The 22,942-nt window shown below is 59.9% G+C and carries 23 protein-coding genes and 3 pseudogenes; 17 read left to right on the top strand and 9 right to left on the bottom strand.

Annotated features, from left to right (window positions below; genetic code table 11):
- Positions 1–194 precede the first annotated feature (194 nt).
- From AC0L16_RS30845 to AC0L16_RS30810, 8 genes and pseudogenes are all read right to left on the bottom strand, one after another.
- On the bottom strand, positions 195–1,091 hold the full coding sequence (locus AC0L16_RS30845) for a glycosyltransferase family 2 protein (RefSeq protein WP_473625253.1): 897 nt from the start codon (positions 1,089–1,091) through the stop codon (positions 195–197).
- Positions 1,091–1,225, bottom strand: a complete 135-nt coding sequence (locus AC0L16_RS30840) for a hypothetical protein (RefSeq protein ID WP_287288812.1) — start codon at positions 1,223–1,225, stop codon at positions 1,091–1,093. Before AC0L16_RS30840 ends, AC0L16_RS30845 begins: the two co-directional genes overlap by 1 nt.
- 21 nt (positions 1,226–1,246) lie before the next feature.
- A complete protein-coding gene (locus tag AC0L16_RS30835; protein ID WP_473625252.1) occupies positions 1,247–2,545 on the bottom strand; it encodes a polysaccharide biosynthesis/export family protein in 1,299 nt (432 codons plus the stop codon).
- A gap of 312 nt (positions 2,546–2,857) precedes the next feature.
- Positions 2,858–4,168, bottom strand: a complete 1,311-nt coding sequence (locus AC0L16_RS30830) for a hypothetical protein (protein ID WP_473625251.1) — start codon at positions 4,166–4,168, stop codon at positions 2,858–2,860.
- An 8-nt stretch (positions 4,169–4,176) separates the two neighbouring features.
- Positions 4,177–5,931: a GNVR domain-containing protein gene (locus tag AC0L16_RS30825; RefSeq protein ID WP_473625250.1), complete on the bottom strand. Its 1,755-nt coding sequence runs from the start codon at positions 5,929–5,931 to the stop codon at positions 4,177–4,179.
- Positions 5,932–5,943: 12 nt separating this feature from the next.
- Positions 5,944–7,257, bottom strand: coding sequence for an oligosaccharide flippase family protein (locus AC0L16_RS30820; RefSeq protein ID WP_473625249.1), 1,314 nt, complete (start codon positions 7,255–7,257; stop codon positions 5,944–5,946).
- Between the two features lie 164 nt (positions 7,258–7,421).
- Positions 7,422–8,210: a WecB/TagA/CpsF family glycosyltransferase gene (locus AC0L16_RS30815; protein ID WP_473625247.1), complete on the bottom strand. Its 789-nt coding sequence runs from the start codon at positions 8,208–8,210 to the stop codon at positions 7,422–7,424.
- A 163-nt stretch (positions 8,211–8,373) separates the two neighbouring features.
- Positions 8,374–8,496: pseudogene (locus AC0L16_RS30810) on the bottom strand (bifunctional Delta(1)-pyrroline-2-carboxylate/Delta(1)-piperideine-2-carboxylate reductase); the annotation flags it as partial.
- A gap of 179 nt (positions 8,497–8,675) precedes the next feature.
- Here AC0L16_RS30810 and AC0L16_RS30805 point away from each other — a divergent pair.
- The 12 genes and pseudogenes from AC0L16_RS30805 to AC0L16_RS30750 all read left to right on the top strand — a co-directional run bounded on the left by AC0L16_RS30805 (position 8,676) and on the right by AC0L16_RS30750 (position 19,276).
- Positions 8,676–9,284 (top strand): SIS domain-containing protein, encoded by a 609-nt coding sequence (locus tag AC0L16_RS30805; RefSeq protein ID WP_165848545.1) that lies wholly within the window; start codon positions 8,676–8,678, stop codon positions 9,282–9,284.
- Positions 9,281–10,549, top strand: coding sequence for an HAD-IIIA family hydrolase (locus AC0L16_RS30800; protein WP_473625246.1), 1,269 nt, complete (start codon positions 9,281–9,283; stop codon positions 10,547–10,549). Before AC0L16_RS30805 ends, AC0L16_RS30800 begins: the two co-directional genes overlap by 4 nt.
- Positions 10,542–11,597, top strand: a complete 1,056-nt coding sequence (locus tag AC0L16_RS30795; RefSeq protein WP_473625245.1) for an NAD-dependent epimerase/dehydratase family protein — start codon at positions 10,542–10,544, stop codon at positions 11,595–11,597. The genes AC0L16_RS30800 and AC0L16_RS30795 overlap by 8 nt, the downstream gene beginning before the upstream one ends.
- A gap of 33 nt (positions 11,598–11,630) precedes the next feature.
- Positions 11,631–12,713, top strand: a complete 1,083-nt coding sequence (locus AC0L16_RS30790; RefSeq protein WP_473625243.1) for a GHMP family kinase ATP-binding protein — start codon at positions 11,631–11,633, stop codon at positions 12,711–12,713.
- Between the two features lie 103 nt (positions 12,714–12,816).
- Complete coding sequence (gene rfbC, locus AC0L16_RS30785; protein ID WP_352963810.1) at positions 12,817–13,350, top strand: dTDP-4-dehydrorhamnose 3,5-epimerase; 534 nt, start codon at positions 12,817–12,819, stop codon at positions 13,348–13,350.
- Between the two features lie 46 nt (positions 13,351–13,396).
- Entirely contained in the window at positions 13,397–14,734 is a 1,338-nt protein-coding gene (locus AC0L16_RS30780) for an NAD(P)H-dependent oxidoreductase (RefSeq protein WP_473625242.1), read from the top strand.
- Between the two features lie 38 nt (positions 14,735–14,772).
- Positions 14,773–15,561, top strand: a complete 789-nt coding sequence (locus AC0L16_RS30775) for a hypothetical protein (RefSeq protein WP_473625240.1) — start codon at positions 14,773–14,775, stop codon at positions 15,559–15,561.
- Positions 15,562–16,351: 790 nt separating this feature from the next.
- Entirely contained in the window at positions 16,352–16,924 is a 573-nt protein-coding gene (locus AC0L16_RS30770; protein ID WP_473625239.1) for an FkbM family methyltransferase, read from the top strand.
- Positions 16,925–17,386: 462 nt separating this feature from the next.
- On the top strand, positions 17,387–18,457 hold the full coding sequence (gene gmd, locus AC0L16_RS30765; RefSeq protein ID WP_473625237.1) for a GDP-mannose 4,6-dehydratase: 1,071 nt from the start codon (positions 17,387–17,389) through the stop codon (positions 18,455–18,457).
- Positions 18,458–18,470: 13 nt separating this feature from the next.
- Positions 18,471–18,745, top strand: a pseudogene (locus AC0L16_RS30760) (NAD-dependent epimerase/dehydratase family protein); the annotation flags it as partial.
- A gap of 18 nt (positions 18,746–18,763) precedes the next feature.
- Complete coding sequence (locus AC0L16_RS30755; protein WP_473625236.1) at positions 18,764–19,066, top strand: DUF6894 family protein; 303 nt, start codon at positions 18,764–18,766, stop codon at positions 19,064–19,066.
- Positions 19,067–19,084: 18 nt separating this feature from the next.
- Positions 19,085–19,276, top strand: coding sequence for a DUF3606 domain-containing protein (locus AC0L16_RS30750; protein ID WP_473625235.1), 192 nt, complete (start codon positions 19,085–19,087; stop codon positions 19,274–19,276).
- Positions 19,277–19,917: 641 nt separating this feature from the next.
- Here AC0L16_RS30750 and AC0L16_RS30745 read toward each other — a convergent pair.
- Entirely contained in the window at positions 19,918–20,541 is a 624-nt protein-coding gene (locus AC0L16_RS30745; protein ID WP_473625233.1) for an alpha/beta fold hydrolase, read from the bottom strand.
- 422 nt (positions 20,542–20,963) lie between these two features.
- Between AC0L16_RS30745 and AC0L16_RS30740 the strand changes: the two are divergent.
- The 5 genes and pseudogenes from AC0L16_RS30740 to AC0L16_RS30720 form a co-directional block, all read left to right on the top strand.
- Positions 20,964–21,155: pseudogene (locus tag AC0L16_RS30740) on the top strand (thioredoxin domain-containing protein); the annotation flags it as partial.
- A gap of 152 nt (positions 21,156–21,307) precedes the next feature.
- Positions 21,308–21,466 (top strand): hypothetical protein, encoded by a 159-nt coding sequence (locus AC0L16_RS30735; RefSeq protein ID WP_473625232.1) that lies wholly within the window; start codon positions 21,308–21,310, stop codon positions 21,464–21,466.
- Positions 21,403–22,263 carry an MBL fold metallo-hydrolase gene (locus AC0L16_RS30730; RefSeq protein WP_473625230.1) on the top strand — a complete coding sequence of 287 codons (861 nt, stop codon included), beginning with the start codon at positions 21,403–21,405 and terminating at the stop codon, positions 22,261–22,263. The genes AC0L16_RS30735 and AC0L16_RS30730 overlap by 64 nt, the downstream gene beginning before the upstream one ends.
- 138 nt (positions 22,264–22,401) lie before the next feature.
- Positions 22,402–22,581 carry a hypothetical protein gene (locus AC0L16_RS30725; protein WP_473625229.1) on the top strand — a complete coding sequence of 60 codons (180 nt, stop codon included), beginning with the start codon at positions 22,402–22,404 and terminating at the stop codon, positions 22,579–22,581.
- Positions 22,568–22,702 carry a hypothetical protein gene (locus tag AC0L16_RS30720; protein ID WP_473625227.1) on the top strand — a complete coding sequence of 45 codons (135 nt, stop codon included), beginning with the start codon at positions 22,568–22,570 and terminating at the stop codon, positions 22,700–22,702. Before AC0L16_RS30725 ends, AC0L16_RS30720 begins: the two co-directional genes overlap by 14 nt.
- Positions 22,703–22,942: the final 240 nt, after the last annotated feature.

Here is a 22,942-nt window from a genome sequence, read left to right as displayed (position 1 = left end):
TTCACGTGTGAAGCTTGGCTTGCCCGTGGCCCGTTCCTCCCGGCGCGGGCCTAAGCTCACGAGACTACCACGAAGGCCCGGATCGGGCGCCTGACCACGGACTCATAGATCGCCATCAGCCGATTGAAGTTTGCGCCCTTACGATGAGAGGCCAAGGGCGGTCGGCTCCCGCCGTACCGATGACGTGATTGCAGTCATGGCCGGTGCCCCGAGCCGAGTGGGCCTGAGCCAGCACACCATATCGACACGCGCCTCATCAGCCGCAAAAGGCGAACCGTGTAAAAGCGAAGCGGTTGCTCGCGAAGATGCTCGGGCGGAGCGGTCACAATCAGACCGTCGTCAATAAGGACATGACTGCCGGTCGAGGCATGTATCGCCGTATTGAGGACCACATGCTCGCAGCTCTCGCGATCCCGGGCATCGATGTAGGAGTGGGCATAGTAGGGTTCCGCCCGGTAGAGGCAGAGGCCGTTGAAAGCCGAGACGCAGTGCCGCAGAGAACTCGCCGACACGCGTTCCTGTGCATCGTGGACGCATCGTGCCAGGGCGGAGCGATAGGTGAGCGGATTTCGTTTCGCGCGAATGATGGTATGCTGAAGATTCTCCATGAATAGGCCCTCGCACCGCAGCGCCAGCAGATCGTAGTAGCGCGGCTTCGAGCTCGCGGCCACGGCGAAGAGGCTCGTGTCGGCGGCGAGCCGATCGAGCGATGAGACGAACGCGGCGACCGTAGGGGGGGCTGCGAACACGGAGTCCAGGTCGACGACGCAGACATGGTGCGTGGCGGGATGGTTTTTGCTCGCGTGCAGGCGAAGGAATTCCCGACCGGCCGCCATGCGCGGCAGCCGCTCGGGGATCGTCGCCATAAAATCCGTCGCAAGGATCTCGACCGAAGCATCGGCCCGGAAGTGCTCGAGGAGCAGCGCGCGCGTGTCATCCGTTGACCCGTTTTCGCCGATGACTGCCCGGACCCGCAGGCCCGCCCCCCGCAGTTCGGCGATGAAGCGGAAGAAGTTTGGAAGCGTCCTCGCACAATTGCGCGCGAGTCCCAGGAAGACGATATCGCAGGGGAGAGGGACGGTGACGCTCATCACGCAAGCACCTTCCGGCCGAGCCGATAGGCCGAGCGCGCGCACAGATAGACCGGCTCGGGCGCATTCCACAACAGAAGGCCGTCGAGAGCATCCTTCCAAAGAAGTGCGGCGAGAACCAGCAAGACGCGCATCGGTGGTCGCTCCTTTGAAACTCAGTTCGGCACTGCTGACGCCCCTGGCGAGGACGCGACGGCTCCGGCAAAGTCCACCTTTGGCAAAACGACCTCCACAACGTCGCCGGGCGCAAGCCCGAGATCTTCGTTGCCGGGGAGCGTCTCGTCGCCCTGCTCTCGCTTTCTATGGACTTTTATCTCGGGCCGACCCGCGGCTGTCAGCAGGCTGGATTGCGCTTGACCTGTAAGCGCCAGCTTCTGCGCGGTACCCTCAAGACGCGCCGAGATCTGGGCCAGATTCATATAGGCCCCCTGTAGCTCTCCCAAGGCCGCGATTTGTCGTTCACTGTCGATCTTGTTCAGCTGTCTGACATATTCGCCGCGCTGGCGCTCGATGTTCGATGCCTGGACGATCGTCTCGAGCAGTTGGGTTGATGACATAAGCACCGCTCGACGGGCCTCAGATAGGCGCGTGGTCGGCGCCAGGCCCTTCTGCAACAGCGTCCTGACGCTCTCGTAATCGTCGGTGTCGGCCTTGCTTCCCTCTTCGTCCTTCTTCTTCTTTTCAGACAGGAGCTCCAGTTGCAGGCTGGTCTCCTCGACAGCACGTCGCAGAAGCTCCTTGTCCTTTTCACTGTCTGACAGACGAGCTTCGATATGCGCTGTTGCCGCTTGCTTCAATCGTTCGGCGAGCGCCTCAGGCACGGCCACGTTCTCGACATGTTTTACTTCTTCGCCGAGTTCGGTGCGAAGGCGCCAAATGCGAGCCTGTTCCGTTGCGAATTGCGCCCATAGGGCTTTGTATTCCGAACGGAAATCGGCCGCTTCCATGAGCGGATTGGCGATGCGAACCTGGGCAGCGCTGTAGCCACCCGCAACCGCCACAGCCTGTCGGACAGTCATACCCGGCCGGAAGATGTACTCTCCCGGCCTGGCCACATCACCATAAACATAGATGGGCCGGTATTCGGCAACTGAAATGAAGACCTGGTCGGCCTGGATCAGGTGCGTTATCTCACGGCCGTCCGCGGTCCCCTGCCGATACTGCTTGCTGGCGAGACTGCCAGCGATTATTTCCTGCGCTTGTTGAATGGAAAGGCCGCTGATTTGAACCGCTCCAACCAGCGCCAAGTTCACCTCGCCGTCCACTCCGATCTGCAATCGCTGCCTGAAATCCGGAATACCAGGGACCGATACTTCCAGCGTATCTCCGGGCTGTAGCTTGTAGTCGGCAAGTGCCGCTGTCGGAATCAGAGCGATGGCGCCAGCGAACGAAGCGAGGCGGGTCGAAGCCATGGTCATCGACAGCGCCGACAACAAGGTTCTCAACAGCTTCATGGGTCCCCCAACGGGTTGCCCCCGTATCTCTACGGGGCGACTGAGCACGGGTTTCTCCGGCGCGGGCGAACCTGCGCAGTGGATGGCCCTATGCTACCAGAAGAGGCATGGCCGAGGCCGAGGCAAAATGGCTGGCTCGCTGGCTCTTTCGAGGCACCCCTCATGGAAACGGACGAGGACGCCTAATCGCAGGCGTGTGCGCACTGGCCGGACGGCTCTCATGCCCCTACCGTGCCAAAACCGGTACGACGCGCACCCCTTCTACCGAGACCGGTGGATCGCCTGTTTCGGACGGACCGCATCCGTGTTCGGTCAGGTACGCCAAGGAGCGCCTTGCTGCATTTCGATCCCATTTGGCGGAACGGGTTCCGCATCCTCGGCCCAAGCAGTGGCGCGAAGTGCAGTCAGGTAGCCGTATGAGAATGCAATTCCCACTATCTGTAGAGGAGTCTCCAGGACTGCATTGACGAACATCGCGAGGAAAATCATGACGAAGACCGCCGAAGCATGGTTTCGAACGCCGCGCGGCAGTCTGCGTGGTGGGAACGCCGCCGCAATTGCAGATACAATCAAAATGAATCCAATGACTCCCGTCCGCAGCATGGATTGAAGGAACGAGTTGTGGATTCCCGTTGAGAGTATCTCAAGCATCCTGGCATGCGTGATGTTCCTGGTGTCAGGAAGAAAGGTGAAATCCAAGAGACCTGGGATCTCATATCGCCACTGAACCGACTCTTTTCCAAATCCTATGCCAATGCCGTATGTATCCGCCACGGATGCGAGTGCGTCCGAAATGAACGCAAGTCGGATCCCGGCGTTCGGGTCCAAGGCAAAGGTTTGAGGTATGAAATTCAGCCCGACGGCATAGGCAGCAGTTAATGCCGTCGCCAGGGCTATAGCTACCAATCGGCCTGGCACGCCAATTAGAATGACCACTATGGTGACCGCGAGCACCTTGAACTGACCCAAGGGGCTCACAAGGGCAAATCCCAATAAGAGCAAAATGCCGCCGTAGCGGCGCCAGTCATTCGTCAGAAAAATACTGCCTGCTATGAAGAACACGGCAATTGCAATGTTATTGAGGAGCGAGCCGTAGAGAATCAGCATCGTGGCTCCCGGAGGTGCGCCCTCGTATTGCACACCCTGCTGAAACATCACCGCCGGCGCGACAACGAGAGACAGGAACAGGAAAACGGGTGCCCCAAAAAAGGGGTTACCGCTCATCAGCCTGCGGCGGAAATAAGCCTTGGATGCCCATGCGACGGCGAAGAATCCCACAATCGGGACGATTTGCCTTATGACTGCTTCTTGAAGGAAGTAAACCTGCCAGGAATCCGGCATCAGCCCGTATCTGGACAGCAGGGCAATGAAGAGGCAGAAGGCGGTGTAGACCGCCAGCAGGCGAGGCGGCACCGTCTGCCGCAGCACGGCATAGGCCAGACAGACACCGACCGGGATCACTATGAAGAAAGGGCCAAGCAGTTTAAGCGATATTGCCAGGGCGCAGGCCAGCCAAATGCCGGAGAGAAAGAGCGTGTAGTCGAGCACGTCAGGGTAATGGCTGCAGTCGAGGTCGACCGGCTTTGAACCCTTCGTGCGTGACAATGTCGCTGGCGAGGTCATGGCCTGTATCACCGGTTAGGACTGAAAGCCGCACGGTTGATCCTGGTCAAAATTACTGCCGAGAGTTTCTCTGCGGGGATGATGCGCAGAATTCCCTCGAGATGGTCCGCGAAAGTGAGGCGTGCCTTCAGCACCAGGAGGACCTCGTTGATGACGCCCATGGCCGCTTCCAGATCAGCGGTGCGGTCGGTGCTGTGAAAATCAACCACTATACAACTGTATTCTTGCTGCAGATGCTGGAGTGCAGCGGAGATGGAGAGCGAGGCATTCAAGTCGGAGATTGACCCCGTGGGCCTGAGAGCCAGAACTTCCAGCCCTTGCTGATCCGCGGGAATGGTGGCAAACGCCCTGGCGAGCTTGCGACCTGGCTCCGCGTTCAGCATTGGCTGGTCCATTGATGGCTTTTGCCAATTGGCATCAACGAGCAGTGTCTTTTGCCCGGTCGCCGCAATGACCCTTGCGAGATGAACCGCCACCGTGGAGCTTCCGGACTTGCCGAGGGGTGAAGCAACGCCGATTACAAATCCGCCTTGGCGGCCCTGAACTCCGCGCATCCGGGTGGCAATCTTGCTCACTTGGTGGCCCTGAACTCCGCGCATCCGGGTGGCAATCTTGCTCAGCGAGCTGTGAAGCTCGGGAGCGTCCTTTGAGTAGACGGGCTGCAAAGACTGCTCGCATGGCCCCACGACAGTCCACCTGCGGCGGGGAATTCTGGGGATCCCTACAATCCGATCGAGGCCGGTCGACCTGTGCACATCCTCGACCGTCATCAGGCGGTGGTTCATTGCTTGCCTGATCAATGCATGACCAACGCCGGCAACCCCACCCGCCATAACGGAGAGCGCTACCACCAGGACCGTGGGCGGCCAACTGCGTTTACGAGGCGGTTCGGCCGCCGTGATGACCCTTGCGCTCGGGATCAGCGACGAGGCGCTAAAATCGGAGTGGCTCCGCTGCAGTAGGGCATTGTAAAGCGAGCGATAAACCTCGGCCGCGCTCTGCTGCTCGCGGAAAAGGACTCTTGCCCTCTCCGCGGATTCAGGGTCCGATGGAAGTTCCTTCAGTGATTCGGTCACAAAAGCCTTTTCCCGAAGTTCCGCCAGCCGCTTGTGCAGATCAGATGTTTCTTCCGCGCGAGCAGCCCGCCGGCGTTCGCGCTGATTTCCGATGTAACCGGCGGCGATCGCGTTCGCGAGCATGGCCGAGAACTGAGGATCGGTAGAGGTGACCCCGATCTCGACGGCGCTGGAGAAACCCAACTGACGAACGGAAAACGCGCGCCTCACAAGGACCATCGCCTGATGCCGAATATTGGGCTCCACCGTCGGAAGTTCGGTGCCGAAGAGAGACGCCAATTGGCTCCGCACGTAACGGGAGATCCGCGCGCGCAAGCTGTCATCCATCACAAACTCTTCGTTTGCTAGGCCAGTGTCGTCAACAACGCGTCCGACGACCTCGTCCGACTGAATGACCTGTATCTGGCTCTCTACATAGACCCGCTCATCTGCCTCAGCTTCGCCCGGTTCCAAAGCGGGCGGAGGTGAAAGGAGGATCGTCGCATAGGCGGTGTAATATCCAGGCGAAAGGACCGCATATGCGCCGCCGACACCCAGGCTCAACACCATCCAGAGGAGGCAAAGGCGCCAACTGCTTCGAACAAATCTCAAGATGTCTTTCGCGGTCAGCTCGTCGCGATCCTTGGGGGGGATCGGCTGGTGAGGCGAGCCAGACGACTGAACGACAAAATGATCGGACGCGAACATGTAGAGAATCTCCTACGGCCGGAAACGATCGGCATCATGCTCCCACGGCGCGGACGCTGGCAGACATCTTCGCACCCGGCCTGCGTCGCAAGCCGCCGCCGTGCGAAGGACGGCCGCTCCGCCAATGAGGAAGAAGCCGGTTGAAACCACCAGCACGACGACTTCCTTCGCCACCATCGCATAAACAATGGCTTGCTCTGCCATGACGAAAGACAAAAAATACGAGGCCACCAGGAATACCAGCAGACCGGATGCGTTAAGGGCGGTCCATTCATTTTCGTATCCGTAACTAAACATGAATATATTTGATGTTAATGTATTTATGTTCATCAGCAATGGTATAATGGCCATTGCGCGCACGATGGGTGTCGCTCCTGAAAATTCATCTCCAAAGAGGGTCAATATTATATATGGAGCAACAAAGAACATTCCGATACTCATCGCCGCTCCGCCTGCTACGGTGAATAGTGACCTCCTTATCAGTTGTACCCCGGCAGCAGGGTCGACATGAGCGTAGTATGAAACCCTCGGTATGAGGGTATCCATAAGCAACCTGAAAAATACCCGCGCGGCTAGTAGGAATTTTTCGGCGACAGAATATTGTCCGGCTGCAACATAACCTGCGAAATGTCCGACAAGGGCGACAGGGAGGGTGACGAGGGCAGTATCCACGGCGGTGAAGAGGAATCCCCTCCAGCCGTTGCGTAGCTGCATTCCAATCGTCGAAAGCGTCACGGACCTGAAGCCGCCGACCCCGATCGGAAGGATGAAGGGTAAGCATATGACGCCACTGACGACGGGAACTGCGCTTTGGATGGCAACGGCGAGCGCGACCTGGTCAGGTGATGCAACCATGGCGACGAAACAGACGAGCGCCAGAACGCGAGCAACAACCCCCGCGACGGCCGCCTGCCAGGCGCGCTCCAGGCCGACGAAGAGCCAGGCCGGAAAAATAACGCCGCCGGCGGCCGAGAGCATCGCGCACAGGAATGTCGGCCTGTCGAGCGCCAGGACGTCGCCGGCCAGCACAAGACCAACCAGACATACGGCAACGAACAGCACTGCCTTGGTGACCATGACCTGAGCAAAGAGTGACGCGATCTCCGCCGGCTGGTATCGAAGGGAAGCAACTCTGCGTTGCGCGGTCCAGTGAAATCCATAGGCCACGGCGACGGCAGCGAGTTGTCCGATGGCGAGAGCATACGCGTACTGCCCGAAACTCATGGGTCCGAGGACACGCCCGGCATAGGGCAAGATGATCAGCGGCTGCAGGACGTCGGTGGCATGCAGGACAGCCAGACTGGCCGCCTGTTTGCTCAGAGTCATGGAGAGCCTCCCGTCAGGTGCCTGTCGAGGCAATGCAAACCACACCGTCCAGATATGGGCAGCGCCGCCTCCCAGCAGCAGAGCCAAATACAGCCGCCCGTGGAGGAGTTGGCGCAAATCGGCAACACGGCGGTCCGAGTGTGTTCACTGGTTCCGCCCTCCCTCTAATCGTTACGAACTCCGCGCCCGGGAAGGAGCGATGCCTGCAGCAAAGCCAGGATGAACAGGCTGTTCGTCACGAGATACCTGCTCGCCAGGCGGCGGGGATCCTGGAAGAGCCGGTGCAGCCATTCCAGCCCGCTCCTCTGCATCCATTGCGGCGCCCGCCTGACGTCTCCGGCGTGGAAATCGAAAGCTGCTCCTACCCCCAGCATGACCGCATTGATCCGGCCGCGATGCGCCTGCATCCAGCTTTCCTGCTTGGGACATCCGAGCCCCACCCACACGATCCTCGCACCGGACTGATTGATCATTCTGACCACTACCTCATCCTCCTCGGCCGACAGAGGGCGGCGCGGAGGTGAGTAAGAGCCCACGATGTTTACGCCGGCAAACTCGGTTCGAATGCAATGTTCAAGACGCTGGAGGGTGCCGGGGCTGCCGCCGTACAGGAACATTTCCGTGCCGAGTTCTGACGCTCTCCGGCAACAAATCCACATCAGGTCCGGTCCGCTGATGCGCGGCTGATCCGGGTGTCCCTGCCGCCTCAGGACCCAGGCTACCGGCGCTCCATCCGGCGCGACAAGGTCGGCGCTATCCATCGCTTCGGCATGGGCGCGATTGTGGCGGGCGGTGACGACACTGTGGACATTGCCCAGGAAAACCGTTCGGCTCTCCCGCCGTAGGGCCCAGTCGAAGACGCAGTTGACTGCCTGCGCCCAGTCAAGGGCGTGCACGGGTATCTCAAGCACTTGCTCGCGCAACTGTCCCGGATCGATCGCGAGTTCTGTCATGCCACCCTCGATTGCTGATAGGTGAGCTTCATCACAGCCTGCGAGCACTTCGAGTTCAATTGCTATTCCGACGGGAAGCTGGCGGGCGGCGCGCTCACCGGAGGTACCTAAAAGGAAACTCCCTTGTTCTCTCCGTGGTGCCGAAAGAGCGCATGAATGCGCAGCCCGTCGCGCCGTCGAGCAGGAGGTAAAGCCCCATCACCGCGGGTTTGCCTACGGCATTGTTGTCGGGCGACACCGTGACGATCGTGACGCCGATATGGCCGCCTGCCGACGTGCCGGCCGCAACGGAGAGAACAAGGGAGTTTCCTTTTAGGTACCTCCGGTGAGCGCGCCGCCCACCAGCTTCCCGTTCGGAATAGCAATTGAACTCGTAGTGCTCGCACGCTGTGATGATGGCTCACCTATTGCAGCAATCGAGGTGACAGAGCTCGCGATCGATCAGGGAGTGGTGGGATGTTGCAAATGTTCGCGGATGATGCCCTCTGGTTGCAGCCCAAGGAATTCACGCAGGATTATCTGGCATCGCTGTGCATCGCATTGGCGCAGATCGATACGGATGCCGTGCAGGAGGCGATACAGATGCTGCGCGCCGTACGCGATGCGGGCGGCACAGTCTTCGTCGCCGGCAACGGCGGCAGCGCAGCGACCGCCTCCCACTGGGTCAATGACCTCGGTAAGGCCACGAAGCGCTCGGGAAGGCAGCCAATCCGGGTCATGGGCCTGACAGACAACGTCTCCTGGATGACGGCGCTCGGCAATGACGAAGGCTACGAGCGTATCTTTGCCGGCCAGATGGAGAACTTTGCCAAGCCGGGTGACGTGCTCATAGTGATTTCAGCCAGCGGGAACTCGCTTAATCTCGTGCGGGCAGTCGAACTCGCTCGCGAAAGGAAGGTAGCCACGATCGGCATTGTCGGTTTTGACGGCGGCACGCTTAAAGAGCTCGTCGATCAGCCAGTATGGGTGCGGTCTGAAAAAGGCACCTACGAACTCGTCGAGGACGCCCACGCCGCGATCTGTCATGCCATCACGCGATACCTCGTCGCCGACCGACCGGAGCGCGGTCAATGAATATTGTCCTGCCGAGCTCTCCCCGCCTGCAAAAGGCAGATGTCGAGGGCCGCACCTACAGCCGGCCGCGCCAGGCGGTCATCCTGGCCGGCGGGCGTGGCACGCGCATGCGGCCGATCACATTCGACCGCCCGAAACCAATGGTGCCGGTGCTCGGCCGGCCTTTTTTGGAATACCAGATCGAACAGCTGCGGCAGGAGGGGTTCGAAAGGGTTCTTCTTCTACTCGGGTATTTGCCCCATGTGGTGATGGACCACTTCGGCGACGGCAGCAGGTTGGGCCTCAGTATCGAATATGCCGTCACCCGTCCCGACGACCTCACCAGCAGCCGGGTATCCAATGCCCGTCACCTCATAGATCCGTGCTTCCTGCTGCTGTATTGTGACAATTACTGGCCGATGCGCATGGAGCGGCTGTGGCAACGCTTCTGTGCGGCCGGCAAGCCTGGAATGATCACGGTCTACAGCAACAAGGACGGCTATTCACGCGGCAGCGTGATCCTTGATGCGGACGACAATGTGACCGTCTTCGACCGGCTCCGCACCACGCCCGGGCTGCAGGGAGTCGAGATCAGCTATGCCATACTGACCGATCTCGCCCTCGAACTCCTGCCCGACGAGGACACCCTCTTCGAGGAGGCCATCTACACGCCGCTCGCGACGCAGCATCGCCTCGCCGCCTTCGTGAGCGAGCACCGCTATTACAGCGTGGGCTCGATCGAGCGTCTACCCGCGACGGAGCGCTTTATGAGGCGCAAAAAAACCATGCTCTTAGATAGGGACGGCGTACTCAACTGCAGACCGCCACGGGCTCAATATGTGTGTTCATGGGACCAGTGGGAGTGGGTTCCGGGTGCAAAGCAGGCGTTGGCCCTTCTGAACGAAGCCGGCTACCGCATAATCATCATCTCGAATCAGGCAGGGATAGCGCGCGGAGCGATGACCGCCGCTGATCTCGAGGCGCTTCACCAGCGCATGTGCGCCGAGTCCGAAGCCGTCGGCGGCAAAATCGCGGAGATCTACCACTGCCCACACGGCTGGGACGACGGCTGCGACTGCCGCAAGCCCAAACCCGGCATGCTGTATCAGGCACAGCGCGACTTTGATCTCGACCTCACACGCACACTCTTTGTCGGCGATGACGATCGTGACCGTCAAGCGGCCGAAGCCGCGGACTGCCTATATGCGCAAGTAAGCGAGCAATGCTCGCTTCTGGACCTCACCCGTCAACTTCTTTCGAAAGCGGAGCAGGGCAGACATGAATGAACCGACACGCGTTCTCGTCACCGGACACAATGGATATCTCGGTTCTGTCATAGTGCCCGTGTTGCAGGTAGCGGGCTATGAGGTGGTCGGGCTGGACATGGGATATTTTCGTGCGTGCACCCTGGGAGCCGACAATACCAGTGTGCCCGAGATCACAAAGGATCTGCGCGCCATCGAACCCCCGGAACTCCAGGGCTTTGACGCGGTGATCCATCTGGCGGCACTCTCGAACGACCCGATCGGAAATCTCAACGCGGATTGGACGAGGCAGATCAATGCGGACGGGACAGTTCGTCTGGCCACGATGGCCAAGGCGGCCGGCATCCGGCGGTTCCTATTTTCCTCCTCCTGCATCATGTATGGCATGTCGAAAGCCGCCGTCGTCGACGAAACCGCCCCGCTGGCGCCGCAAACAGAGTACGCAAGATCGAAGGCTGTTGCCGAAGAAGCGCTGCGCGCGCTGGCGGACGACCGGTTCTCGCCCGTCTATTGCCGCAACGGCACCGTCTATGGTCTCTCGCCGCGAATGCGCTTCGACACCGTGCTGAACAATTTCATGGGCAGCGCCTTCACAACTGGACGTGTCGAAGTCCATAGCGATGGCACGCCATGGCGGCCCGTGGTTCATGTCCAGGATGTCGCGCGCTATTTCAAATTGATGCTGGAGGCGCCGCTACAGGACATCCACAATGAGGCGTTCAACATGGGTGTTGAAAGCCTCAATCTTCAGGTGCGCGAGATAGCGGAGATCGCCGTTGAGGCCGTCCCCGGCGCGCAGCTCACAATGGCACCGAAGCCGGACGCGGACCAAAGGACCTACAAGGCGGACTTCAGCAAGTTCTCACGGACTTTCCCGGATTTCGAGTTTCAGTCGACGGCACGAAAGGGAGCGCAGGAGCTTTACGACGCGTTCCGCTCGATCGCACTTAGATTTGAAGACTTTACCGACAAGCGATTCACGCGGCTGCGCTGGCTCGATCATTTGCTCAAGGCGGGGATGCTCGATGATCAGCTGCGCTGGCGAACCGCACAGCCGCGTGTTGCCTAATTTTCGTTCCGTTGATTTTCGAGAGGGCAAAATATGGAACAGCTAGACGATACCAAAGCCGTGGGGCGCCGCTCAGGACTGGACCTTCCGACCATCATCGATCGTGCTGCACAGCGTCTACCGTCTCTCGTCCTGACGCGCACTCCTATGCGCGTCAGTTTTGCTGGCGGCGGTACCGACCTGCCCGATTTCTACAATCTCGGCTGCGGCGCGGTCTTCAGCGCGGCAGTGGACAAGTACATCTATGTCACCGTCAAGCGTCACAGCGAGATCTTTAATGAACCCATCCGCTTGAACTATTCACAGACAGAGCAGGTAAACACCATAGGGGAGATCAAGAACAACATCGCTCGCGAATGCCTGCGTTTCCTGGAGATCGAACCGCCGATTTACATCTCGACGGTCGGAGACATGCCGGCCTCGACGGGCATGGGAGGGTCGAGCTCGTTCACGGTGGGACTGCTCAACGCCCTGCATGCATTCCGGGGAGAACGTGTCACCCCTGGCCAACTCGCCGAAGAGGCATGTCACATCGAGATCGACATCCTCAAGGAGCCGATTGGCAAGCAGGACCAGTATGCCGCCGCGTTCGGGGGCATGAACCTGTTCCGCTTCCAGCCTGGCGGCGCGGTAACGGTCGAGCCGCAGCGGGTGCGCAATGGCGCCGTCGAACATCTCTTCAGCAACCTGATGATGTTCTGGACATCGCATCAGCGACCGGCCAGTTCCGTGCTGGCAGAGCAGAAGGCGAACACGTCAAGCAATCTCGATACGCTCAGGCGGATGCGGGACGATGCCTTCATACTTCAGGAGATCTTTTCGGAGCCCGTCATCGACATAGAACGCTTCGGTGCCGTCCTTCACGCAGGGTGGGAGATGAAGCGGAGTTTGGCGTCCCGCGTGAGTAACGCGGCGATCAATGGCCACTACGACCTCGCCAGAGACGCAGGGGCGGAAGGCGGCAAGCTGTGCGGCGCCGGCGGCGGCGGATTCCTTATGTTCGCGGTCAAGCCAGAACGCCGGGAAAGCGTAAGACGCGCACTCTCACACCTAGCCTATGTGCCTATCGGCTATGAAGTCCACGGCTCGCGCCTCTTGCATCCGGCGCAAGTCTGATGCCGTCCCGCGATCGCACAAGCGGACCGCCGGTGCGAGCAACCCTCAGGAGAGCGTCGGAGATGCGACCCGACGTGACACTCATTTGATCAATGGATCTACGATGCTTTTCACAAAGACCGATATTCCCGGCGCCACCCTGGTGGAACTGCAGAAATTCGAAGACGAGCGGGGTTTTTTCGCGCGCGGCTGGTGTTCGCGGGAATTTGCCGAGCAGGGACTTCCGGATCATGTCGTGCAGATGAATATTTCATACAACAGGCACAAGCATACACTGCGCGGCTTCCACTACCAGCTGGCTCCCCATGGCGAGGACAAGATGCTTCGCTGCATCCGGGGCAGTCTGTACGACGTGCTGATCGACCTGCGGCCCGAGTCACCCACCTATAAGCAGCACCTCACTGTGGAACTTTCCGCGGCGAACCAACGGATGCTGGTGATACCGAAGGGCTGCGCGAACGCCTTTCTCACCATTGAGGACCACACCGAGGCCACGTATCTCGTCTCCGAATTCTATGCACCGGCAGCCGAACGCGGTGTTCGTTGGAACGATTCTGCTTTCGCCGTGAAGTGGCCAGTGGATGAGCCGGCGGTGATCTCAGATAAGGACCGGACTTGGCCAGACTACGCCGAATGACCTTTCTCGGCGACGAACTTGCGGGAGCGCTACAGGGGAGACGCAAATGTTCATCGTCGACAGGGCGTTGGAGTTGCTCCAGGCTGAGGGGCGTCCAATTCGCGTGGGTATGGTGGGGGCCGGTTTCATGGCCCGAGGCATCGCGATGCAGATGCTGCGATATGTTCCGGGCATGGAACTCGTAGCCATTTCCAACAGACACGTGGAAAAGGCGCGAGAGGCCTATGCCGCTGCAGGCGCGGACGATGTGACGGAGGCGACCAGCACCAAAGCGCTTGAGGATCTCGTGGCCCGCGGCCGCCGCGCGATCACGGCGGACCCGATGCACATTTGCGAGGCCGAAGGCATCGAAATCGTCGTCGAGGCGACAGGCGCGATCGAGTTCGCTGCCCAAGTCACAATGTGCGCGATCCGGCACGGCAAGCATGTCGCCCTGATGAATGCCGAACTCGACGGCACGATCGGCCCAATCCTTAAAGTGTATGCCGACCAGGCAGGCGTGGTCCTCACCAATGTGGAGGGGGATCAGCCGGGCGTCATCATGAACCTCTACCGTTGGGTCAGGGGCCTGGGCATACGTCCCGTGCTTTGCGGGAACATCAAGGGCCTGCACGATCCCTACCGAAATCCGACGACCCAGGAGGGATTTGCCAAGAAGTGGGGGATGAAGGCCCCGATGGTCACCTCCTTCGCGGACGGCACGAAGATCTCATTCGAGAACGCCATCGTCGCCAACGCCACAGGCATGCTGGTGGCCAAGCGCGGCATGTACGGGCCTGTGGTCGAGCCCGGGACCCCGATCCAGGAGGCGGTCGGCTGGTATCCGCTCAATCAGCTCCTCGAGGGGCCGGGGATAGTTGATTATTGTGTCGGCGCCATGCCCAACCCCGGCGTCTTCGTTCTTGGCACCACAGAGAATGCCGTCGAGAAACACTATCTGTCACTCTACAAGATGGGCCCCGGGCCGCTCTACTGTTTCTATTGGCCTTATCATCTGTGTCATTTCGAGGTGCCCTTCACAGTGGCGAGGGCCGCGATCTTCCGCGATGCTGCGATTGCGCCCCTAGGCGCGCCGACCGTTGACGTGGTGGCCGCCGCCAAGCGGGACCTTAGTGCCGGAGAGATCCTCGATGGCCTCGGACATTACATGACCTATGGCCTCTGCGAGAACGCGCGGACGGTGCACGCCGAGCGGCTTGTGCCGATCGGGCTCGCCGAGGGCTGCCGACTGCTGCGCGACGTCAAGCGCGACGAGGTGCTCGGCTATGACGACATCGAGCTTCCGATAGGGCGGCTGTGCGACGGGCTGCGCCGGGCGCAGGATCTTGTCTTCTTCGGCAGCTCTGCCGCGTCACCGCAGCGCGAGATTCTTACAACCGCTTAGTTAGCTGGATGTTCCGCAGACCGAGCCCGAGGAGGGAGATGGCCGAACCGACAGCGCGAACGCTATCCGACTTCCATTACCTGAAGCATGCCGCCGCGCTTTGCCTCCTCTTTGTGGGTACGACTTTCCTGGCCCTTAACCCGGATTGGATCGACAGGCCCCTCGTAAAGGCCATTAACACCGTAGCGAGCAATCAGCCCTTCACCAGCCGGCTCGCTTTCGGTGCCGTCTACCCAACAACCGAGGGCGCTATAGTTGTGTCCTTGCTTTGGTATTGCTGGTTCGCCCATGACAGGCCGGAATCGAGGGCAAGGCTGGTGAGCGGCGTCTGCGCAGCTGTCCTCGCGGCGCTCGTCGCGCATTTCCTGCAGGGCACTCTGCCGACGACGCCAAAGCCGATTTTTGACGCCGCACTTGGGCTTCATATCCCGGAGGTTCTGGGCGACGCTGCCGTTCTGCGCTCAGCGCCGTTCGCCGGCAGCCCCGGGTTCCCCAGTGAGCGAGCGGTTCTGTTCGCGGGTTTAGCGATCGCCATTCTTCTCGTTCGCTTCGAACTCGGACTCCTCGCCCTGGCCTGCACCTTGGTGATAGAGCTTGCGCGAGTCTACTTGGGGCTGCATTACCCGACCAATGCTCTGGGTAGCCTCGCCTTGGCCGCGACCTTGGCATGGCTAGCACAAACGCGCCCGAGCCTTGAACTCGGCGCCTTGTTTCTACGGTGGGAGCGCGGCGCCGCTCCAAGCTTCTATCTGTGCAGCTTTCTGGTCTCATACCTTGTTATTGCGTTTCAGGACTTGCGCGAACTTGCCAAAGGGCTTCTCCAGTAGGAACTGGTGTGAAGCCGGCCAGGAACGTCATCTTGGCCAAGCAACAACAATCATGCTGAAGGGTTCGCAACAGCGGCGAATTACCACAATGCAACGGATCAAAAATATGCATCCGGCAGCTGGATAAGGCTCCCCATACGGCTTCCACTGGCCCTATTACCTCTGCCATTTCGAGTACCCACTACGTCGCGCGGCCGCTGTTCAAAAAGCCCGATCGCTCCGCTCGGCGAAGCCCAGGGTCAATTTCGTTCGAACCGCGAAGGCCCGCCCTCCCCTGCGTTCAGCTCCGCAACGAACAGGACTCACCACTTCTTCGGCTCCGCAAGTAGCCGGCACGCAGCCCTCGGACAGGGGCATCGGCGTGGGGACTCGTGAGCCGGCGACGCAGCGGGGCGGCTACTTCCTATGCAGCGGGGCGAAGACGTTGGCCGAGCCCAAGGCGACGCTCCCGCAGCATCTGTTACGAACGCCGAGCGATGGGGATTACCTCCTTTTGCTGGAGTGCCTGCCACAATGACACTCTGATCGCGGGAGGGAATTGATGTAAAATTCACAGGGCGATAGCCCCTCCGCGTTAGGCCAGACTGAACCCATCTGGCGCTCTTGTCCATTTGGACATGGTGAGGACGGCGCAGTCAAGCGGAACAGCTACTACAAATAACCCAAAGGCACTATTGATGTACAATCCAGATTGGCTCCGGTATTGTAAGCGCGTTGTAAGAGCGGCCTTAGGCTTCGATCATCTTCTCCGGCCAGAATGCTCTGTTCCTACACAAAAACTCGGCTCCGGGTGGTTGCGGTCGAGCCTCTTCTAGGTACTCCCTCCCCTATTGTTCTTTCCTTTGGCTTAGGGGACGACATTTCATTTGATCAGGAAATCAGCAAAGTATTCGGCGCAAAGGTCTTTGGGTTTGATCCGACTCCGGCCAGTCTTGACTGGATTGCCGCTCAGGAATTACCCCCCACTGTGCGGATCTACCCCCTGGGAATATCTAATTTCGACGGGGAGCAGACGTTTGCTGTGTCCGAAGATGATACACGCAGCAATTTTTCCACGAAGATGGTTACAGGCAAGAGCATTGTCTGCAACGTGAGGCGTTACTCTACTATCCTGGATATGCTCGGACTGGCAACTATCGATGTGCTGAAACTCGACGTTGAGGGGGCAGAGCACGACGTCCTTCCAGAGGTGCTTGGATCTGATGTCTTACCGAGACAGATTCTCGTCGAGTTTCACCACTGGTGGCACCGCACTCCGGTGGAGCAAACCTACCGAACAGTGGAAGCGATAAAGGGCCAGGGGTACACCCTGTTCCATGTTTCTCCTGCGGGCCACGAATTGTCATTCTTGCTGACGCGATAACAAGCCTTACGAGAACTTTCGACAAGCCGCCGTCGGTGGCGGGGATCGTCGGCAACAAGCGCCCCGACGCCACGCTTGCCAGGTGACCCGAGATGCAGGCTGGACGCGAACGTTTCTCAGCCGGCATGGCCCGCGCTGCACTGGTCAGACGACCCACATGTTCGGCATTGCCGACGGCAGCATGGGCGGCAAGCAGCTCGCGGAGAAGCGGTGGCGCAAGCGCTTGTGAACTGACGGCTCGCGGCAGGGCGGCTACATCCGACGAGGCTAGCCAAGCAGAAAGGGGACGCACGGGAAGCAGCTGTGACGGGCATTGAGCGGTGGGGATTACCTCCTTTGCCGGCGTGCCCCCCACAATGACACTCTGGTCGAACAAAGCGCTTTCGCCTTTCATTTGAGGAGTGCGGGGCGGACGGTCGGTCGACGACGCCACCACAGCCCTCAACGATTGGATGGGACACGATGACAGATCGCATTGCGCTCATAACTGGTGTGACCGGTCAGGACGGTGCCTACCTTGCCAGACTGCTGCTGGAGAAAGGCTATACTGTCCACGGACTGAAACGCAGATCCTCCTCCTTCAATACCGAACGCATCGACGACATCTACGTCGATCCGCACGAACCGGGCGCACGCTTCTTTCTCCACTACGCCGACCTGACCGATGCGACCAATCTCATTCGTATCATTCAGCAGACGCGCCCAACCGAAATCTACAATCTTGCCGCCCAAAGCCATGTCCAGGTAAGCTTCGAGACCCCGGAATATACCGGCAACGCCGATGCCCTTGGCACACTCAGGCTGCTTGAAGCCATACGCATCCTGAAGATGGAAGAGCGGGTGCGCTTTTATCAAGCGTCAACCTCCGAGCTGTTCGGCAAAGTCCAGGAGGTGCCCCAGACGGAGAAGACGCCGTTCTACCCGCGCTCTCCCTATGCGGCGGCCAAACTCTATGCCTATTGGATCACGATCACTTACCGTGAAGCGTACGGAATGTTCGCTTCCAATGGCATACTGTTTAATCATGAAGGCCCCACGCGCGGCGAGACGTTTGTGACCCGCAAGATCACACGTGCGGTTGCAGGTATCGAGCGAGGCTTTCAGTCCACCCTCTATCTTGGAAATTTGGACGCGAAACGCGACTGGGGGCATGCTCGCGACTATGTGGAGGGCATGTGGCGGATTCTTCTGCACGCGGAGCCTGACGACTTCGTCCTCGCCACGGGCGAAACCCATTCGGTGCGCGAGTTCGTGGAACGTGCCTTTCGGGCAGTCGGCCGCGTCATCGTCTGGGAAGGTACGGGGGTGGACGAGATCGGCCGGGATGGCAAGACAGGAGAGATCCTCGTCCGAGTCGACCCACGCCATTTCCGTCCGACGGACGTCGATCTCCTGATGGGAAATCCGGCGAAAGCCCACTCAAAGCTCGGCTGGTCGCCTAAGACGACGTTCAGCGACCTCGTGGCGGAAATGGTGGCCGCCGATCTGAAACGTCTGGAGCGAGAGAGCTGGCACATGGACAGTAGCGTCTAGAGAGGGCCCGGTCATGGACTACACTTATCGGCTCGACGCAAAACGGATATTCGTGGCTGGCCACCGCGGCATGGTCGGCTCGGCTGTGCCGCGGCGATTGGAGAAGAAAACTGCGAGGTCCTAATGGCTCCGCGCGACGTTCTCGACCTTCGAAATCAGGACGCCGTGCATCGCTGGATGACAGAAACCACGCCCGACGCCGTGGTCCTTGCAGCCGCAAAGGTCGGCGGGATTCTCGCCAACGATCGCTATCCGGCCGATTTCCTGCTCGACAACTTTCTGATCGAAACGTGACGTGGCATTCTGATGACGGAAGCCGATATGCCAAGATATTTCTTTGATAGCGGCGATCACCAGCATCTCGTGGAAGACAACACGGGTCTGGAATGCGAGGGGATTGAGGCAGCGCGCAATGCAGCCGTCGAAGGATTGACTGAGCTGGCAAGAGACGAACTGAAAGGTCCCGATGGGCAGCAACTCATCATGGATATAAGGGACGAGAGTGGCAGAAAGGTTCTGAGGCTTAGCCTGTCCCTGGTGATCGAACCGATTGAGGTAAATGCCGTCTCGCCGACATCCAACAAAGATGAACCTCGACGTCGCGGTTGATCTGACCAGGAGAACGACATGGCCGACGACAAGAGCAAGCGAGACTTGCGCGATCGCAATCGCGTGTCCGCCGACGACGATTACGAAGTGGAATATTCGCTCGCGAGAATGGGTGTGACAATCGAGCAGGTCCGCGAGCTCATCAAGGCCAAGGGCAACGATCGGGTCAGCCCTCATAGAAGCCGCGAGGGCATTGCGGGAGCGGAATGAGATACCGGACCAGCAACGAAGGCACGGGATTTCGAGGCAAGGACCACGATCAGCCGATCAAGCCTGCGGCGGAGCATTACGAGCATTGCCCCATATGCGGACAGGATTTCGACATGCGCGATCTCGGCCAGGTGCTTCATCATGCGAAGCCCCAGCATCAACCGCTGGAGCCTGTGAATTGAAAGTGTGCGACATCCGGTGTTTCAACAGCGCGCACGCGAGTGAGCCCGAGTTGGAGGAACCCCTCCTCCTCGGCAGCAGCCTCGAAGGCCTTCCTTACGTCGTCGGGCGTGAGCGCACATAGGCGCGGCCCTACTGATGCCGCGCAAGCCGGTCCATGGGTGGGTTTGCTTCGGCCAGACTAGCCAGCGCTTGCTCGACTTTTTGAGCCGAGGCGTCAGTGCGCTTGATGTGCCGAATCATTTGTTGCCTCAGCCGCACAAGCCTTGCGGCGCGATATACGTCGCCGTATCTCGCAGTTTCAAGGTGGAGAGTCGCGAGCCTCATGGCGACGATTCCGATTATCTAGCAGACGAACCACACCGACAGGATACTGCTGTCAGGATTGTAGGCCATTTTTCGTATCGAGGTCGATGGCATGATATGGCTCGATCAAAAGTCATCAACGATCGCAGACCCTGTCACGTTCTTTCGTGGTGTTGCTCCCCGAGCAGCGCCCGAGGATTGGGCAGGACATCCGCTAGCGCTCGAGCCGAATTGCGTATCCATACAGGGCTGGCCCCACCGTCCATCACGAGCGTCGGTGCGGTGGCAGCAGTCCACTGATCACGCGGCAGCGGGTCGCCGGCCATGTTGTCTCCCAGGACGGCGATATCGTAGGGCAAAGTATGCGCCACTGCTTCGAGCGCGGGCCATGTTGGCGCCCTTCGCATCTCAGCGACGGCTTCGGCAGGCGCACGCACCACTTCGGTCATCCAGTACTCTACGGCGTCACCTCGGCGATTAGCCGCCACGAGTTCATTGATCTGCCCGACAAAATTCTCAGGCGGAGGCGGGCGGCTGTCGTCGATAATAAACGGTGGCTCGTACAGAGAGAGCTTTCGGACTATAGCGGGGAACTTGACCGTGGCCTCCAGAGCCAGGACCGCGCCAGAAGACTGGCCGTGGACAAACGCCGCTCCACCTGCTTCGTCAATGAGGGCCGTGAGATCTTCGATCTCGCGCTCGACGGAATATGGCGGCGTGTCTTCACTATCGCCTCTGCCCCGGCGATCGTAACTGAACACCGTGAAGCGTGGCGCCAAGAGCTTGCCAGTGGCGCCCGCCCCGATCGATCGCTTAGGGCGCCGCCGACCAGGATGAGCGCCGGTCCGTCGCCCGACCGATCGAAGGCGATGCGAGTCCCGTCTTTCGAGGTTACTCTATTTCCGTCCACGCGCGCCTCCTGCGCCGACACTAAGCGCCCCATCGACGCAGCGGAAATGATCGCACCCGCCAAACCCGTCCCGATGAACAGGCGCCTGCTCAACAAACGTGTCGACAATTGGACACTCCCACCTCGGTTCGGACAAGAAACGAGCGGCGCGGAAGGCAGTTCCACGATCCCCGTCAGCTGCTCGCTGACGGTCGCACACGCAGACTGGACGCGAGTACTTTCTCGACTCTGGCTGTCGTGGCGCAGTCCAGGCAGGACGATGACCGCATTGCGCCAGATGAAAGTTGCAGAATGACGATAACGATCTATCACAATGCTGAATACGGCACGTCCTGCAACACACTTGCCATGATCCGCCAATCCGGCGAAGAGCCAGAAGTGATCGAAAAGCTGAAGACGCCGCCGTCGCGCGAGAAGCTTGTCGAAGTGATTACGTCGATGAAGACTACGCCGCGTGAGCTGCTACGCCGTTACGACCCACCGAAACACCATAGAACAGGCAGAAGCACACAACGGACGGAAATACCTGCACGAGCTACCACCGCTCAACAGATGGTGAATTCACGCGGTCGTCAAACGGGAATAGCGTTGCCTTCGTAGACGTTGATGCGGGGGGCCAAGCAGGGAGCTTAGCCATGACAGCCATCGACACCCAGGAAGTGCTTCATCTGCTGAATCGCCGCCTCTTCCTTGCGGGAAGTGCGGCACTCGCGGCCGTGCCGCTGATGCCGTGGAAGGCGCTGGCGCTGGCGGCGCCGCACAGCTTCACGCAGGGCGACGCCAGGTCACCGTAGTCAGCGACGGCCAGTTCACGCTGCCGCTCAACATCATCGCGACCGACGCGTCGACAGAACAACTCGCCGAGATCGCCAAGCGGCTCGGATACCCGGCGGACGGTGCCCGGATGTCCATGAACCTCCCGGTCCTCAAGATCGGGACCGACCTGATCCTCATCGACATCGGTTCCGGTGGAAAATTTATGCCGGAGACAACCGGAAAGCTCGCCGAAAACCTGACTGCGGCCGGCATCGATCCGGCGTCGATCACCAAGGTCGTCTTCACACACGGCCATCTCGATCACATCTCGGGCACGCTCAAAGCCGACGCCGAGCTGCTCTTCCCGAACGCGGCATATTATGTTGGCGAGGCCGAGTGGAATTTCTGGACCGATCCGAATCTCCTTTCGAAAATGCCAGCCGAGATGGGCGACTTCGTCAAGGGCGCGCAGCGCGACTTTGCCGCTGTGAGAGACAAGGTGACGATGGTCAAGGGCGGGCAGGACATCGTGACAGGCCTCACCGTCATCGACACGCCCGGCCATACGCCCGGCCATATCTCGCTGCGGCTTGCCGGAGGGGAGGGTCTGATCATCGCCGGCGACGCGACGACCAACCAGATCGTCTCGTTCGAGAAGCCTGACTGGAAATTCGGCTTCGATGCCGACCACGACACCGCGATCAAGACCCGCAAGACGCTGCTCGACGGCGCAGCCGCCGACAAGACCAAGCTGCTCGGCTATCACTGGAACTATCCGGGCGTCGGCTTCGCGGAAAAGGACGGAACTGCCTACAAGTTCGTCGCGGCGAGCTGACTGCCGTTCCTTTGCAACCGAAAGGCGCGGCTTGTCCGTGCCTTTCTGACCAAGCTTGCAAGATCAACGTTGAAGCTAGCGCTTTGGAACTGTCCAGTCGGCGCCATCTCGGTGCACTCGTGGCCTAAAGTAAAGGTGATGGGCGACGGTGTTCTGATGGAGTTTGCCAGCGCAGTAAATGCGGTGACCGCGGCCATTGAACTGCAGCGAAGGATGGCAGACGCGAATTCCGCGCTGCCCACAACACGCCGCATCGTTCTGCATATCGGGATCAATCTCGGCGACATCGTCATCGAGGGCAGCGATGTTTACAAGTAATGGCGTCAACATCGCGGCCCGGTTAGAAAGCCTCGCCAAGCCAGGCGCGATCTATGTGTCGCGCAGCATCCACGACCAGGTAAACCGCAAGCTCGAGCCGGCTTTGACGATCTCGGGCTGAAACAGTCATTTGGTGCACCCCGAAGATCGGCCCATCTGGCAGACGGCTTCCACAAAGCGAGGCTGCCGGAGTAAACACCCGCCGGGTCAACTCACGACAATGGACATTGGAAGTTGAATGTCCGCTATCGTTCTTGCCAGACCAAAAGCAGACCTACTGCTTGCGTGAAGAGTTTCGGGCGCCGGCAGGCGTACGAAAGTCCCCGAGGAAGGAACCCGCGGGCCACGGGCGATGGCTATG

This window comes from Mesorhizobium sp. WSM4848 (assembly GCF_055811375.1).
This window is presented reverse-complemented; position numbering and strand designations above follow the sequence as displayed.